This window comes from Trichococcus sp. ES5, assembly GCF_900067165.1.
GTDB lineage: Bacteria > Bacillota > Bacilli > Lactobacillales > Aerococcaceae > Trichococcus > Trichococcus flocculiformis.
Map to the genome: position 1 here is coordinate 29,998 of NZ_FJND01000005.1, position 15,659 is coordinate 45,656.

Annotated in this window: 13 protein-coding genes; 2 read left to right on the forward strand and 11 right to left on the reverse strand. The window is 47.4% G+C overall.

Features of this window, described 5'->3' with window-relative positions:
- Positions 1–5: 5 nt before the first annotated feature.
- On the reverse strand, positions 6–707 hold the full coding sequence (locus TES5_RS05880) for an ABC transporter ATP-binding protein (RefSeq protein WP_068560898.1): 702 nt from the start codon (positions 705–707) through the stop codon (positions 6–8).
- A gap of 224 nt (positions 708–931) precedes the next feature.
- A complete protein-coding gene (locus tag TES5_RS05885) occupies positions 932–1,459 on the reverse strand; it encodes a nitroreductase family protein (RefSeq protein WP_068560900.1) in 528 nt (175 codons plus the stop codon).
- 346 nt (positions 1,460–1,805) lie between these two features.
- Here TES5_RS05885 and TES5_RS05895 point away from each other — a divergent pair, with 346 nt between their 5' ends.
- Complete coding sequence (locus tag TES5_RS05895; RefSeq protein ID WP_068560904.1) at positions 1,806–3,071, forward strand: BaiN/RdsA family NAD(P)/FAD-dependent oxidoreductase; 1,266 nt, start codon at positions 1,806–1,808, stop codon at positions 3,069–3,071.
- Positions 3,072–3,481: 410 nt separating this feature from the next.
- On the opposite strand, the gene TES5_RS05900 is transcribed toward TES5_RS05895, so the two are convergent.
- Positions 3,482–4,666, reverse strand: a complete 1,185-nt coding sequence (locus TES5_RS05900; protein WP_068560906.1) for a class I SAM-dependent rRNA methyltransferase — start codon at positions 4,664–4,666, stop codon at positions 3,482–3,484.
- 22 nt (positions 4,667–4,688) lie between these two features.
- Complete coding sequence (locus tag TES5_RS05905) at positions 4,689–5,312, reverse strand: VanZ family protein (RefSeq protein ID WP_068560907.1); 624 nt, start codon at positions 5,310–5,312, stop codon at positions 4,689–4,691.
- Between the two features lie 262 nt (positions 5,313–5,574).
- Between TES5_RS05905 and TES5_RS05910 the strand changes: the two genes are divergently transcribed.
- Complete coding sequence (locus tag TES5_RS05910) at positions 5,575–7,752, forward strand: LTA synthase family protein (protein WP_068560909.1); 2,178 nt, start codon at positions 5,575–5,577, stop codon at positions 7,750–7,752.
- A gap of 43 nt (positions 7,753–7,795) precedes the next feature.
- Here the strand turns inward: TES5_RS05910 and TES5_RS05915 are convergent, their stop codons facing one another.
- The 7 genes from TES5_RS05915 to glpK all read right to left on the reverse strand — a co-directional run bounded on the left by TES5_RS05915 (position 7,796) and on the right by glpK (position 15,579).
- Positions 7,796–9,217 carry a sensor histidine kinase gene (locus tag TES5_RS05915; protein WP_068560911.1) on the reverse strand — a complete coding sequence of 474 codons (1,422 nt, stop codon included), beginning with the start codon at positions 9,215–9,217 and terminating at the stop codon, positions 7,796–7,798.
- Positions 9,214–9,927, reverse strand: coding sequence for a response regulator transcription factor (locus TES5_RS05920; protein WP_068561053.1), 714 nt, complete (start codon positions 9,925–9,927; stop codon positions 9,214–9,216). The genes TES5_RS05915 and TES5_RS05920 overlap by 4 nt, the downstream gene beginning before the upstream one ends.
- A 509-nt stretch (positions 9,928–10,436) precedes the next feature.
- A complete protein-coding gene (locus tag TES5_RS05925; RefSeq protein ID WP_068560913.1) occupies positions 10,437–10,772 on the reverse strand; it encodes a single-stranded DNA-binding protein in 336 nt (111 codons plus the stop codon).
- Positions 10,773–10,892: 120 nt separating this feature from the next.
- Positions 10,893–11,834: a DNA-binding protein WhiA gene (gene whiA / locus TES5_RS05930; protein WP_068560915.1), complete on the reverse strand. Its 942-nt coding sequence runs from the start codon at positions 11,832–11,834 to the stop codon at positions 10,893–10,895.
- A gap of 42 nt (positions 11,835–11,876) precedes the next feature.
- Positions 11,877–12,875, reverse strand: a complete 999-nt coding sequence (gene yvcK / locus TES5_RS05935) for a gluconeogenesis factor YvcK family protein (RefSeq protein WP_068560917.1) — start codon at positions 12,873–12,875, stop codon at positions 11,877–11,879.
- Entirely contained in the window at positions 12,872–13,762 is an 891-nt protein-coding gene (rapZ, locus tag TES5_RS05940; RefSeq protein WP_068560919.1) for an RNase adapter RapZ, read from the reverse strand. The genes yvcK and rapZ overlap by 4 nt, the downstream gene beginning before the upstream one ends.
- A 305-nt stretch (positions 13,763–14,067) precedes the next feature.
- The gene (gene glpK / locus TES5_RS05945; protein ID WP_068560920.1) at positions 14,068–15,579 is read right to left on the reverse strand and encodes a glycerol kinase GlpK; all 1,512 of its coding nucleotides are present in this window, start codon (positions 15,577–15,579) and stop codon (positions 14,068–14,070) included.
- Positions 15,580–15,659 lie beyond the last annotated feature (80 nt).

A 15,659-nucleotide genomic window follows, 5' to 3' on the forward strand; every position in this document is an offset into this window, starting at 1 on the left:
CCCTCCTACCATTCGATTTCTGATACTGGTTTAGGGTTTGGATTTTCATGGATGGCCCTTACTTTAGCATTGTTGATTTCGATGATGCGGTTCGCCATGGCTGCGATAGCTTGGTTGTGGGTGATGACGATGACGGTTGTTCCCGTATCCAGGCAGGTATCTTGCAGTAGCTTCAGTACTTGTTTGCCCGTTTCGTAATCCAGTGCTCCTGTCGGCTCATCACAAAGCAGCAGCTTGGGCTGTTTCGCCAAGGCACGGGCGATGGCGACACGCTGCTGTTCGCCTCCTGAGAGCTGCGCCGGAAAATTGTCCATACGCTCACCCAAACCTACTTCCCGCATGACTTCAGCAGCATCGCGCGCATGCGGGGATATTTGTGAGGCAAGCTCCACATTCTCCTTGGCGGTCAGGTTCGGCACCAGATTATAGAATTGGAAAACAAAACCGACATCCCTCCGTCTGTAGGTCGTCAAGGCTTTTGACGTGAATTGGGAGATATCCACCCCGTCGATGCTGATGTGGCCTTCATCGGCATCATCCATTCCACCCAGAATGTTCAGAACGGTGGATTTACCGGCTCCACTGGGCCCCAATATCACCACAAACTCCCCCTCGTTGATGTCGAAGCTGATCTTGTCGTTGGCTGTGATCCGTGTTTCGCCCATTTGATAGAATTTGCTGACATTTTTTAAGGAAATGTACGCCATTATGTATCCCTTCATTTCTTGATTGATTTTTATTTTGGAACGTCCCGAAAAAAGTATTCCCGAAGACCCTTACTATCGTAATACTACTATGGTATACAAAAGAGCGCGGATATGCAATCAGCAACTTCGCACCCGAATAAGACTCATCAAACGGGTATGCAAAAAAAACGACCCGGGAAACTTGAACGTTTCTCCTGAAGTCGTTTTTCATTGCCCAAACTGTGCTATTCGACGATGTTGACGGCGATCTTTTCCAATGTGCGTGGCCGATCATGCAGATAGCCGTGCGGATAGCCCGCCACCATTCCGGCGACAGGCGTAAAACCTTCGGGAATCTGCATTTTTTCACGGATCCCTTCAGCGTCCAACGTGCCGTTCGCCACGATTCCCATCAGGAAGCAGCTACCTAAAAGTTCCGCGGTTGCTTGTAGATGCATATTTTCGACGATTGCTGCCGCGCTTGCGATACTACCAGGTTTGGCCGGTTCCTTAGCGGAAACAACGAAAAAGGCCGGTGCTCCGTACAAGGGATCCTTGTCCGTACTGCCCGGCACTTCCTTTGCTGCAGATGTAATCGCTGTCAATATTTCCGGATTCTTAATGACCGTGATATGGTAATCTTCAAAGCGACCGCGGCTGATCGGTGCATTTTGCCCGGCTTGCAACATCAGTTCCACTTGCCCTTGGGAAAGTGCAAACTTCTGGAAGCTGCGCGTTGTTTGTCTCGTATGCATTACTTTCATAAAATCCATTTCAATACCCTCACTTCTTCAAAAATAAGTCTATGCCTATTATACTCTTTCGGGCACAAAAATAGAACGGAAATCCCGGACTGCAGGAAAATATCCTGCTGCTTGATCGATGCTTAGCTGTTCAGCGATCAAAGACCCGTTTCCGTCCATGAGGGAGGAGTCTTCTGCGGAAGCAGAAGAAGAAAAAAGGATTATCTTTGGGTATGGATACAGTATAGTCGCAATCTTTGAATATTTAATGAAGGAAAGCATCTTTTTTCGTGACCATCCTGGAAAAAAAGCCATTTTCAGTTGGACATATCTGTGATAAAGTAAGTGCAGCAAAAGAACGGAGAAAATACATAACATGAAAACACGCATCATTATTGTCGGTGGCGGCTCGAGCGGTCTGATGGCAGCTTGCACGGCTGCCGAAGCGGGAGCGGAAGTGACGCTCCTCGAACAAAACCCCAGTCTCGGAAAAAAATTACTCTTGACAGGCGGGGGCCGCTGCAACGTCACCAACAACCGTCCCGAAGAAGAAATCATCCGGCATATTCCCGGAAACGGAAAATTCCTGCACAGCAGCTTTACCCAATTCAGTCAGTATGACATCATGACCTTTTTCATCGAACGCGGCGTCGCCCTGAAGGAAGAGGATCACGGTCGGATGTTCCCTGTCACGGATAAAGCCAGAACTATTCTCGAAGCTTTCATCGAGGAACTGAAGCGGCTGCAGGTCCAGATCCGGACCAACATAAAAGTCGAGCGTATCCTGATCGAAAATGAACAGGTGACCGGTGTCCTTCTGGAAGATGGCGAGATTCTCCCGGCCGATCGGATTATCCTGGCAACTGGAGGAAAAGCCCTGCCGCGCACAGGATCCAAAGGCGATGGTTATAAGTTCGCCAAGGCGGCTGGACATACCATCACGGAATTGTACCCGACTGAAGCACCAATCACATCAGATGCGGACTTCATCCGTTCAAGCGAACTGAAGGGACTTTCCTTGCGCAACGTTGCCCTCAGCATCAAAAATAAAAAAGGCAAAACAGTCGTTTCCCACCAGATGGACATGATCTTCACCCACTTCGGCGTGTCTGGTCCCGCCGCTTTGCGTTGTTCGATGTTTGTCCACCAGACAATGAAGCGCGATAAAACCGAGACGGTCACGATGTCCTTGGATGTTCTTCCGGAACTCTCTTTGGGCGCCGTCGAACAACAATTGCAGAAGCTGATCAAGGCTCATGCTGAAAAAAGCGTCAAAAATGGCCTGAAAGACCTGATGCCAGAACGCTACCTGTTGTTCGGTTGCACGCAGGCGGCCATCGATCCGCAGAAGTCATTAAAGGAATTGACTCCGAAAGAAACCAAAGCTTTCGCCGACTTCTGCAAAAATTTCTCATTTGAAGTGAACGGCACGCATCCATTGGATAAAGCTTTCGTCACCGGCGGGGGCGTCTCAACGAAGGAAATCAATCCAAAGTCGATGGAAAGCAAACTGACAAAAGGTCTTTATTTCTGCGGCGAACTGATCGACTACAACGGCTACACAGGCGGGTATAACATAACCGGCGCCTTTGTTACAGGGCACACTGCCGGACAACATGCTGCTGCGGGTCTTCACACATAAAACTATCCCATACGCAAAGAGAACGGGCCAACCTCCTGATGAGGCAGCGCCGTTCTCTTTTTTCTATATTGTAGGAAAAATATAAATTTCTCTGTACTCAAAAGTGCGTCACCGTTGGTGCTTCAAAGAACTGCAAAATTTTCCATGCAATCCAAAGCGTTGGCTAGCTTCACGGGTTAGCCCCTCGGAAAGGGATAAAGGAACCCCTTGTCTCTAACGAGCCAAGGATACTATTCGACTAACCTGCTGACGCAGGAAGTCTCTCAGCAATTGCGCTCTTCGATGCTCATTTGCATGGGACTCTTAGGGATTCATCCCTTAGAGTCCCAGTATAAGGTGATCGTAGGGAACGTTGCGAGGTCAGATTTCCTAAATTTCTTTCGGGGCTGAGCGAACCCGTTCAGCTTTTCTTATCTCGCCAGTTTCTTAATGATGAAGACTTTCAGGTAATCGCTTGTTTTGCTGCCTGCCGGAACAGCAAAATCGTTCGGCAGATGGAAAGTTTCCAGGATGCGGTAATCGCAATGGCTGTTCTTGAAGGCTTGGGCGATATCCTGTTTGAAGTTCTTTTCCTTGTAGTTGGCGGCATTGGAAGACACAATCAGCGTACCATCCGGTGCGGTGATCTGGATCAACTCCTCCAACAATTGCGTATAATCTTTCGTTACCGAGAACGTGCGCTTTTTGGTGCGGGCAAAGCTTGGCGGATCGATGATGGTCACGTCATACTGCAATTCCTTTCGGATCGCGTAGCGGATGAAATCGAAGACATCCATGACATAGATTTTCTGTTGCTCGCTATCCAGGTTATTGACGGCGAATTGTTCCTTTGTCCGTTCCAACGAACGGTTCGCAACATCGACACTCGTCGTTTCGATCGCCCCGCCCATGGCTGCTGCCACGGAGAACGCGCCGGTGTAGCTGAACGTGTTCAAGACCCGTTTGCCTGCCGCATAACGCTCCGTCAGAGCGCCGCGTACCTCGCGCTGATCCAGAAAAATGCCCGTCATCAGCCCATCGTCCAGATACGTCGCATAGTTGATGCCGTTCTCCTTCACGATCAGGGGCGTCGGGGCTGCATCACCCCTGACGTAGCGGCTGATCAGGCCATCCTTCCGTTGGTAACGGAATTTTTCATAGATGCCCTTCGTTTCCGGGAAGACCGCTTGGAAGGCAGCGATAATGGCGGTCTGGTAGAGGAAGATACCTTCGCTGTACCAAGATACCACCGCAAACCCGTCGTAATGATCGATGGTAACACCAGGGATACCGTCCCCCTCCGCATTGAAAAGCCGATAGGTAGTCGTTTCCGGGTCCGATTGCAAGTCCGTGCGCTTACGTTTCGCTTTTTCAAACTGTTTTTTGAAGAATGCTTCATTGAAACTATCCGCGTTATCCAAGGAAAATACCCAACCGACGCCTTTGTTCTGTTTAGCCAAATAGGCTTTTGCGACGAATTTTTGGCGGGAATCGACCAGCTCGACCAGTTCCCCTTCATCGAAGCTGAGCTCGTTTGGGAAATCTTCCATTTGGAGCAAGGGATTGCCTGCCTTAATTTTTTTCTCGCTTATTTGTGTAATCGTAATTTTTTTCATAATTTACTTCCTTTATAGTCGATTATCCGTTCTGCACTGCTTTTTTTGATGATACCCATATGCTGTAGCCGATTGCGGCACCCAACGTATTAAAGAAGACATCATCGATATGCGTGACGCCCGTCTGAAAGATGAGCTGGAGGAACTCAATCATGCTGGAAAAAAGAAAACCCATCGCTGTCACTTTGGAGAAACTGCATTTTTTTCTGAACAGATAAGGCCCCATGTAGCCCAGCGGCATAAACCAGACAACGTTCCCCCATGAATTGTACCATGCCGAAAATCCGGAATCCCCATAAAAGAGTTTGACCGTATCCACCAACGGCAGCCAATGGATCGCTGACCAATCGATTTTGTGATACTCGACGGTCCAGAAGGTCACCTCATTGCGGAAAACCGTCAGTTGAAGCAACAATGCGATGTAGATAAACAAAGCATGCAGCAACCCTTCCTTATATAAGGGGATTTTCTTGCCCGTCTTGCGGTGTCTGCGCAGCAGGTAGGCGGCTCTTAGAACCAGAAAAATCAAATAGTACAGTATGGTCTTGTCCACGCTGTTGAAAACTAATTGTATGAGCGGAAAATGATTAACGGATGACTCCAGCGAAGCAGCCACCCACTCATACAGCCCTTGTAAAAATATCATAATCTACGCTCACCTTTGTCAGTTTTGTTCCTTTAAACAGATACTTTGAAAGTCCCATTTTCTCGAAAAATCCTTAAAAAAGCAACTATTCTTGAGAAAAACTTAGGAAAAACTTTACGGGGCTTCGATTGACTATCAAAAGCATTCAGAATATAATGACACTAGCTCATTTTACATAAAATTCACAAACAACACACATAAACCACAAAAATTCACAGGAAATTTACATGTGTTCCACACGATATCATAGGAGGTCTCTTTTTTGAAACAAAAATTAACTGAACAGTTGCAGACGCGATTCGGATTTTTCCTTTTCGCCGTCGTCCTTTTCTGGCTGAAGACCTATTTCGCTTATCACACAGCGTTCTCTTTAGGCGTAGACGGTTGGTTTCAGCAGCTGATTCTTTTTATCAACCCAATTGCCACGACTTTATTGATTCTCGGGATTTCGCTTTTTGTTAAGAACCCTAAAAAAGGCTACAGAAGCTTGATTGCTCTGTATGTACTGAATTCGATCCTGTTGTTCGCCAACATCATCTACTACCGCGAATTTACGGACTTCCTGACAATCAAAACCATCTTCGGTTCAGCCAACGCAACCAAAAACTTAGGTTCCGGAGTCATCGCCATGATGCAGCCGCTGGATCTGTTCTATTGGATCGATGCTTTTGTCCTCATCTATGTCTATAAGAAATTCGTTAGCAAAAATCGCGACGAACGTATCTTCAAGAAAAGATGGGCGTTTGCGACAGTTGCCGCCTCGATCGCTCTCTTCGCCGCTAACTTAGGCCTTGCTGAAATAAGCCGACCGCAATTGCTGACAAGAACTTTTGATCGCAACTACATCGTCAAATACTTGGGTATCAATGTCTTCACCCTCTATGATGGCATCAAGACAGCCCAAGCCAACCAAGTACGCGCAAGTGCGGACAGCTCAGATATGGCTGCCGTTCTTGATTACTTAGGTACGCATTATGCCGAACCCAACGAAGTAAACTTTGGGCAAGCGGAAGGCAAAAACGTCGTCTACATCCATCTGGAAAGTATGCAGCAGTTCCTGATCGATCTGTCATTGACTGATGAAACAGGCATGACGGCTGAAGTGACGCCATTCCTGAACAGCTTGTATCACAGCAGTGATTCTTACAGTTACAGCAACATTTTCCATCAGACGGGCCAAGGAAAAACAAGTGATGCCGAACTGATGCTGGACAATTCACTGTTCGGATTGCCGCAAGGTTCGGCCTTTACACAAATCGGTGCGGACAACACCTTCCAATCAGCACCGGCCATCTTGGGCGAAACCTTTGGCTACACATCAGCTGTTTTCCACGGGAATGTCGGTTCTTTCTGGGATCGCGATAATGTTTATAAATCTTTCGACTATGATTATTTCTTTGATGCCGGCAGCAGTTACACACTGACGGATGAGAACTCAGTCGAGTACGGTTTGAAAGATAAATTGTTCTTCCAAGAATCGGCGCAATACCTCGAGCAATTACCGCAGCCTTTCTATGCAAAGTTCATAACCGTTTCGAATCACTTCCCGTTCCCTGAAGACGAGATGAATAACACCTTCACTCTGGATACCGGTGACGAAACGATTGATGGTTATTTCAATACTGCTCATTATGCCGATGAAGCCTTGGCTGAATTTTTCCAATATATGAAGGACGCAGGCCTTTATGATAATACGCTTTTCGTATTGTACGGCGACCACTTCGGTATTTCCAGTTCCCGCAACGAAACGTTGGCGCCGCTCATCGGAGCCAATCCGGATTTGTGGGGTGCCTATGACGATGCCATGATGCAGCGTGTTCCTTTCATCATCCATAATCCTGGTTCCGGTACCGGACAAATCAGTGATGTTTATGGTGGCCAGATCGATATCTTGCCTACCGTGATGCATCTTCTGGGTGTCGACACTTCAGCCTATGTCCAACTTGGACAGGATCTGATGTCAGCGCAAAATGAGGGAATCGTTGTTTTCCGTAATGGCAGCATCGTGACGAACGAATATACCATCTTAGGAAATTCCGTTTATCATACCCAAACAGGTACGCTTGCTTATCAGACAGAAGAAGTAGTCGAAAAAGTTGCTCAGATCCGGGCGCAAGCTGAACTGCAGCTGGCCATCTCCGATCAGATCATCAACGGTGATTTGTTGCGCTTCTACACACCGGATGGATTCGTTCCGGTTGATAAAAGCCTGCACGGCTATGTGGATTCCCCTTCAAGATTGGAAGAGGACATCGCGGAATTGGGTGACCTGAACACTTCCTTGTACTATACGAACAACGGCGTTTCAACCGTGCCGCTTTATCAGACGGATGCTCCTGAGTTCCCAGCTAACCAAGCCGTTGCTGAAGAAAATGCAACGCAAGAACAACCCGCTGCTGAGGAAGTCCCAGCAGAAGGACAGACAGAAACAGTTGAATAACCAAAATAGCTGCCGGAATTTAAAAATTCCGGCAGCTATTTTTTTAACTATTTTTTTCGATTGCTGCTTTCGTCGGTAATGTAATCGTGAAAATTGTTCCCTCGCCCGGATTGCTCTCCACATCAATGGTTCCCTTATGGTTCATCACTAATGATTGGACCACCGCCAAACCGATTCCTGATTCGCCAAATTTCGTGTTCTTTCTGGAAACATCCACTTTGTAGAACCTTTCCCAGATGCTCGTGATATCCTTCTTCTCGATGCCGATGCCCGTGTCTTTGACCTGAATGATTTGCTGATCGCCATCCGGGAAAGACGACAGGGTGATGGTTCCGTTTTTCGTGAACTGGATAGCGTTCTGGGTGAGGTTCACCATGATCTGGATAAAGCGATCATAGTCCGCGTAAATCCGGTCCGCTGCATCCACCTGAACGATGATCAGATCGTCCTTCGCCTGCGCTTTTGTCCGCATCTGCTCCGCAACATTCTCCAATGCTTCTTTAGCCGAAAATTCCTGTTTCACTAAAATAATCTGGTTGGAGCGGATCTTTTCATAATCAAGATTCTCATTAACCAAACGAATCAGCCGTTTGGTTTCTTTCTGCATCAGTTGCATACTCCGGTCCCGACTGCCTTCGGGGATCATATGATGCTGAATTCCCTCGAGAATGCCGTTGATTGTCGTGAGCGGCGTACGCATTTCATGGGCAACATCCATCATAAACTGGCGCCGCAAATTCTCTTGGCGTTCGACTTCCTCATTGGAGGCTTTCAAAGACCTTGCCATTTGGTTGAAATCCTCCGACAGCTCATCAAACTCATCTTTGTGATGATTCTCCAGCGAGATATCGAAATTGCCTGAAGCGATCTCATGGGTGGCCCTGCGCATGCGTTTAATGCGCCTTGTCAGATAGTTGGCGATGCCGAGACTCAATACAATCGCGATGCCCCCGGAAGTCAGCACAGCCACAAGCAGGTTGTGTTCAATCTCATTGATTTCGTCCTCGATGCCTTTTACCGGCGAACCGACTGCTATGAAGCCTGTGAATTCATTCGTAGTTGCATTGAACAGAGGAAGATAGACCGTCAAGAAGCGCTTCTTTTCGTTCAGGAAGCCACGATCCCGTTCAGTCAAAGAAATCCGGTCGCCTTCCGATAGCCTCTCAAAATCCTCCGCGCTGATTCCGCTCGTATACAGATCCGTTGCTTGCGGATAAACCATGCGGTCTTCGGCATCGAAGATGGCGAACGAGACATCCTGGTTGGAAACCAAGGTAGATCCATTTTCCAATTGTTGGATCGTCATGTTCTGATCGATGATCGATTCGGCATAGCCGTAAAGCTGTGCCTCTTTTTCGTCGTAGATATTACTGGTGACGTATTGGATGATCAGGATGCCTGTCGTACTCACGGTTATCAGAATCAGAGCAAAAAAGGCCAGGATTTGTTGATAGACATACTTCATTTATCCTCTACTCCACTATCATCGAATTTGTAGCCGACTCCCCAAACCGTCTGGATCACTTGCGGTCCGACCGCTTCTATTTTTTGCCGTAATTTCTTGATATGGGCATCGATTGTGCGCTCATCCCCGTAGTAAGGGTCTTCCCAAATCCGGGTCAAAAGGTGCTCTCTCGAAAATACTTGTTTCGGGTGTTCGGCCAAAAGCGCGAACAGTTCAAATTCTTTCGGCGTCAAGCTTTCGATCTTTTTCCCGTCAAGGTAGGCTTCGCGCGTGATCGTGCTGATTTTGACATGATCGGTGAGCACGTCGAAATCATCAGTGGCCCGCACTTGCGCGTGATCGACCTTAGCGCGACGGTGCATCGCTTTGATGCGGGCTATCAACGTCAACGGACTGAACGGCTTCGTAACATATTCATCCGCCCCGATTTCCAGGCCGATAACCTGATCACTTTCAGAATCGCGCGCTGTCAGCATGATGATCGGTACGAACTGGGAAATTTTCCTTACTTCGCGACAGACCTGCATCCCATCCATGCTCGGCAGGTTCAGATCGAGGATAATCATGTCCCATTTTCTGTCTGCTGCCGCGAACGTCTCCAGACCTTCTTTTCCATCATGCTTGAATACAGCTTGCCAGCCCTCATTCTCAAAAAACATCGCCATCATTTCGCAGACGGCTTCATTGTCTTCTATCATCAAAATTTCCATAGCGATTCCCCTTTTCATTTCCTCCATTATATCTTTTTTTCCCATAAGCGGCATCATTTCCAGTCTACGATACTACATACGTTTGAAGTTTCTGTGAAATAATTGAGAAATCGCCGGTTCCAATTAAGAAAAGCTGAACGGGTTCGTTCAGCCCTGAAAGAAATTTAGGAAATCTGTCCACGCAACGTTCCCTACGGTCAACTTGTACTGGGGCTCTAAGGGATGAATCCCTAAGAGTCCCATGCAACTGAGCATCGAAGAGCGCAATTGCTGAGAGACTTTCTGCGTCAGCAGATTAGTCGAACAGTATGTCTTGGCTCGCAGAGACAAGAGGTTCCTTATTCTTTTTTCCGAAGGGCTAACCCGTGAAGCTGGACATCATTTTAGATGCATGAAACATGTTGCAATCTTGTGAAACACCTACGGTGATGCACTTCTGAGTTGAAAAAATTTATAAATTCCTATATGCCAAAAAAAGCCCCAGAATCCGGGGCTTTTGGGCGGGAGCATCAGACTGCTTCCTGTTCTCTTTTCGCTTCAACAAAATACAATTCTTCTACGACCAATTCGATGACGTAGACGTGCTGCTCTTGCTTGTTGACATAGGAACGCGAAACCAAATGGCCGTTGACACCGATCTGATTGCCCTTAGCACAATACTGTTCGACCAGATTGGCGGTTGCTCCCCAAAACACGACAGGTATAAAGTCCGCTTGCGGTTGACCCTCATCCGCTTTCCTGAGACGCTGCACCGCCAGTGTGTTGTTGCAGACTTGCCTTTCCCCATTCACTTGTTGCACTTGGATAGGCCGCACCAGCCGCCCGATCAATGATACTTGATTCATCCTTCCATTCCTCCTTCAGCTTGACTTACTGTTTGTAATATCCGCAAAAAAAGAGGCGTCCTTTTAATAAAAAAAAAATAAACCCAAAGACTTTTTTTGTCTCCAAGTTTATTTTTTGTATCACCGGATGGTTTTTCTCATTCGCAACGAATCTGCAAAATCATTGATTTTTCGTAAACGGTGATTGATGCCGGACTTTGATATGACTCCACTCGGGATCATTTCGCCCAGCTCTTTGAGGCTGATGTCGGGATTCTCCAAACGGATGACTGCGATTTCCTTCAGCTTATCCGGTAATTTCTCCAGACCTACTGTTGCTTCGATGAATTCGATGTTGGCTACTTGCTTTGCTGCCGCATCGATTGTTTTGTTCATATTGGCGTTCTCGCAATTCACCAAACGATTGACAGAATTACGCATATCGCGGATAATCCGGACGTCCTCGAATTTCATCATCGCGTTATGGGCACCGATCAATGCCAGAAAATCAGCAATCTTCTCGGCTTCCTTCAGATACGTGATGAAACCGTTGCGCCGCTCGATCGTCCGCGCATTCAGGTCGAAGTGATTCATCATGTCGCAGATGTCCTGATTATGGTCCTCATAATTGGAATAGATTTCCAGATGGTAACGGCTCGTTTCCGGGCTGTTCACCGATCCCCCGGCCATAAAAGCTCCGCGTAGGTAGGAGCGCTCCTTCTGGTTATTGTTCATGATATCTTCGGAAACTTGCGTCTTGAACGACAGTCCATCGAAAATATTCAGATCACTCAGCAGTTCCCGGACGCCTTGTTTCAGGCGCACAATATAGACATTGTTTTTCTTCAGTTTCATTTTCCGGCGGACCAGCAATTCGCTTTCGAATGAATAGTGGTCCTTCAAGAGTACATACATCCGTCTTGCGATTGCCGCATTTTCCGTCTGGACATTCAGGACGAAAGCCTGATTATAGATGCTGACCGAACCGCTCATCCGGATCAATGCGGTCAACTCGGCTTTCGCATGCTCGCGGTGCACTTCCAATGTCGTCAATTCTTTTTTTACTTCAGATGCAAAAGACATATACGCCTCCTTTCCGACAGCTTCTTTCAATCAGAAAAAAGGTCAACAGATAGTTTTGATATTGGAAATGAGATTGATCAGTTCCGAAACGACTTTTTTGCCGTCGTGGTATACGCCGCCGTTCTTCATATCCAGGAAATCGGCAGAAATAACCCGGCAGTTTTCTTCGCGCAATCCTTTGAAATCATGGCGGACCTGCAGCAAATATTCTTCGTCAGCTTGCTGATTCAGGTATTCATCCGGAACTTTTTCCGTGTTCACCAGGACGGTGTCAATGAATTTCGCTTTCAGATGATCATGCAATACCTTGATATGCTCAGCATCAGTGAAGCCCTCTGTTTCGCCCAATTGCGTCATGATGTTACAGATGTAGACTTTCTCGGCTTTGGTATCGATGACCGCTTGGCCGAGGTCATGGATCATCAGGTTAGGCAAAATGCTCGTGTACAGACTTCCCGGTCCGATAACGACCATATCCGCCTCCAGGATACTGTTGATGACGTGACGGGAAGCGACAGCCTCCCTTGTTTCATCCAAAGGTTTGACATACACGCGCTCGATCTTTTTACGGCCTTTTGCGATTTTCGACTCGCCCTTGATGACCGTACCGTCCTTGAACTCTGCATAGAGTGAGAGCGGCTCGTCAGCTGCGGCATAGATTTTGCCTTTAACGCCCATCATAACGGACAGCAACCGAATGGCATCGAAAATGCTCCCTTTCATTTCAGTCAGGGCCACGATGATGAGGTTGCCGATGGCGTGCCCGGAAAAGAAGGAATCCTTCGAATGGAAACGGTACTGGAAAATATCCTTTTCCAGTTTTGGCATATCGGAAAGCGCGATCATACAGTTGCGGATATCCCCGGGAGGCACAATGTTGACATGGTCGCGGATGATGCCGCTGCTGCCGCCGTCATCCGCGACTGTGACAATAGCCGTGATGTCTGTATTGTGATTCTTCAGTTCTTCCAGAATGACCGGCAGGCCCGTTCCGCCGCCGATTACGACGATTTTCTTCGTTCTGCTCGGATTTTGACTCATGACCGATTCACCGTCTCTTTGCGTTTATTGCGATCGCGGTGGGTTGTATTCACTTGATACCCCGCGCTTTCTAATTGAAGGCTGGTCCTTTCTGCTAAAGCAACCGAGCGGTGTTGCCCGCCTGTACAACCAATGGCGATATTCACACTTGTCTTGCCTTCTTTCTTATAACCAGGAATGATGTATTCCAATAAATCGAGAAATTTCTTGTAAAATATTTCCGTCTCCGGTTGCTTCATGACATAATCATAGACTGGCTTATCAAGCCCCGTCAGTGGACGTAATTCATCTACGTAATGCGGGTTGGGCAAAAAGCGCACATCCATTACGATATCGGCATCAATCGGCAAACCATACTTGAAACCAAAAGATACGACTTCTATATGGAAAACGTCATTATCATCCACTTTGAAAGTGTCGAGAAGGCGTTCCCTCAATTGACGGGGTGTTGTCTCACTTGTATCGATGACCAACTGTGAGCGATTGCGGATGTCCTCAAGCAATTCTCTCTCTTTACGGATTCCTTCCAGTACGGTTCCGCCTGATTGGGTCAGGGGATGACTTCTTCTTGTTTCTTTGTATCGGGAAACAAGCACATCATCTTTCGAATCGAGGAAGATGACCTTAGTCGTTATGAAAGTAGTGTTGTCCAAGCTGTCCACAGCAGACATGATTTCATCAAAGAATGCCCGGGAGCGCAGATCGATCACTAAGCAGATTCTGCTTATTTTACCCGATTCTTTTACAAGTTCCCAAAATTTCGGTAACAAACTTGGGGGCATATTGTCTATACAGAAATAGCCTAAATCTTCAAATGTCTGCAGGGCGACCGTTTTTCCGGCGCCGCTCATCCCCGTTATGACTACCAATTCGAGAGTGTCTGCCATGATAATTCCTCCAGTCAAAAAAATAGATATATCCATTATAACATACCGGGCGTATCACTTGTTCATTTATGAGTATTTTAGTGTTTCTTAAGTTTTGGATTTGGCATTAGAGCAGAAAAGCTTCTTAATTTGCTCCTCTAAACGGAGATCAGAACGCTCTTAAACGCGCTCTGATTTGCAGGGAATTCCGCTTAGTGTTAGTCCTCTTAGTGCTCGATTTCTACCCGGGATTTGTCATGGCTCTTGCGATTTTTAATCGCTTAAAGACATGATACACTTGGGCGTTTGCGCCCACAGTGCTTCCTTTAAACTCTCTTGGGTTTGTGTTTGAAGTGGCGGGCGGCGGCTACTGCGTTTTGCCAGCCAGCATAGAGGTCTTCGCGTTTTTCAGTCGCCATTTGTGGGTGGAACTCGCAGTCAGGCTGCCAATTTTGGATAATGTCATCGGTGTCCTTCCAGAATCCTACTGCCAAACCAGCAAGGTATGCAGCTCCCAGTGCCGTTGTCTCCAATACTTTGGATCTGGTCAAGGTTGTATTCAGCAGATCGCTTTGGAATTGCATCAGAAAGTTGTTGTGCGCTGCCCCTCCATCAACACGCATATTCGTGATGACAAGTCCGGAATCCTTCTGCATCGTGTCCACAACATCCTTCGTCTGATAAGCCAGCGATTCGAGTGTCGCACGGATCAGATGCGCCTTTGAAGTCCCTCTGGTCAATCCGAAGAAAGCGCCGCGCACATCTTGGTCCCAGTAAGGGGCACCTAATCCGACAAAAGCAGGAACCATGTAGACATTATCGTTCGATTCAAGCAGTTCGGCGTACTCTTCCGATTCTGCCGCTGATCGGATCAGCTCAGCCTCATCGCGTAGCCATTGCAAAGCAGAACCGGCCACAAAAATGCTGCCTTCAAGAGCATAGTTTATTTCGCCGTTCAACCCATAAGCGATCGTCGTAAGCAAGCCGTTTTCCGATTTCACCGGTGTAAGGCCAGTGTTCATGACGATAAACGCCCCGGTACCGTAAGTATTTTTCACCATCCCCTGTTCAAAACCGGTCTGCCCAAAGAGAGCAGCTTGCTGATCTCCGGCTATTCCGCCAATCGGGATACGCGATCCGTAAAAATCGTTTTCCTCCGTATAGCCGTATACTTCTGATGAAGAGCGGACTTCAGGCAATAGCGCTCTCGGAATATCCAGTAAATCCAGGATTTCCTCATCCCATTTCAGATCATAAATATTGAACAGCATCGTCCGGCTGGCATTGGAAACATCCGTCACGTGCACTTTTTTCCCGGTCAGTTTCCAGACAATCCAGGTATCGATGGTGCCGAAGAGCAATTCTCCTTTTTCGGCCCGCTCTCGAGCATTCGGAATATGGTCCAGTAACCATTTTATTTTTGTGGCTGAAAAATAAGAGTCAATGATCAGACCCGTTTTCGAGTGGATGAAATCGTTATGGCCTTCCTGCTTCAGTTTATCGGCGATTTCCGAAGTCTGGCGGGATTGCCAAACGATCGCATGATGGATCGGCATTCCGGTAACGCGGTCCCACACAACCGTCGTCTCGCGCTGATTCGTTACACCGATTGCCGCAATCTCCTCCGGACGAATATCCCCTCTGATCAAGGCATCCGCTATGACCGACTGGACACTGATCCAAATTTCATTCGCGTCGTGTTCCACCCAACCCGGTTCAGGATAATATTGCATCAATTCTCTTTGCGTAGAAGAGATGATTGTGCCTTTCTTATCCCAGATGATTGCACGCGTGCTGGTTGTTCCCTGATCTATAGACATGATGTATTTTTTTTCCACTTGAAATCCTCTTTCCTGCCTTAAAATTTGTTGTTGTACGCAAATGAGAAAAACGTTCTCATTTAGTCACATCTCTGCGC

Excerpts from the sequence above, each read along its gene's own strand:
- TES5_RS05895 (WP_068560904.1), top strand. The coding sequence starts at position 1,806 with ATGAAAACACGCATCATTATTGTCGGTGGCGGCTCGAGCGGTCTGATG.
- TES5_RS05915 (WP_068560911.1), bottom strand. The coding sequence starts at position 9,217 with ATGAAGTATGTCTATCAACAAATCCTGGCCTTTTTTGCTCTGATTCTG.
- TES5_RS05900 (WP_068560906.1), bottom strand. The coding sequence starts at position 4,666 with ATGAAAAAAATTACGATTACACAAATAAGCGAGAAAAAAATTAAGGCA.
- TES5_RS05920 (WP_068561053.1), bottom strand. The coding sequence starts at position 9,927 with ATGGAAATTTTGATGATAGAAGACAATGAAGCCGTCTGCGAAATGATG.
- TES5_RS05905 (WP_068560907.1), bottom strand. The coding sequence starts at position 5,312 with ATGATATTTTTACAAGGGCTGTATGAGTGGGTGGCTGCTTCGCTGGAG.
- whiA (WP_068560915.1), bottom strand. The coding sequence starts at position 11,834 with ATGTCTTTTGCATCTGAAGTAAAAAAAGAATTGACGACATTGGAAGTG.
- TES5_RS05880 (WP_068560898.1), bottom strand. The coding sequence starts at position 707 with ATGGCGTACATTTCCTTAAAAAATGTCAGCAAATTCTATCAAATGGGC.
- TES5_RS05925 (WP_068560913.1), bottom strand. The coding sequence starts at position 10,772 with ATGAATCAAGTATCATTGATCGGGCGGCTGGTGCGGCCTATCCAAGTG.
- rapZ (WP_068560919.1), bottom strand. The coding sequence starts at position 13,762 with ATGGCAGACACTCTCGAATTGGTAGTCATAACGGGGATGAGCGGCGCC.
- TES5_RS05885 (WP_068560900.1), bottom strand. The coding sequence starts at position 1,459 with ATGGATTTTATGAAAGTAATGCATACGAGACAAACAACGCGCAGCTTC.
- yvcK (WP_068560917.1), bottom strand. The coding sequence starts at position 12,875 with ATGAGTCAAAATCCGAGCAGAACGAAGAAAATCGTCGTAATCGGCGGC.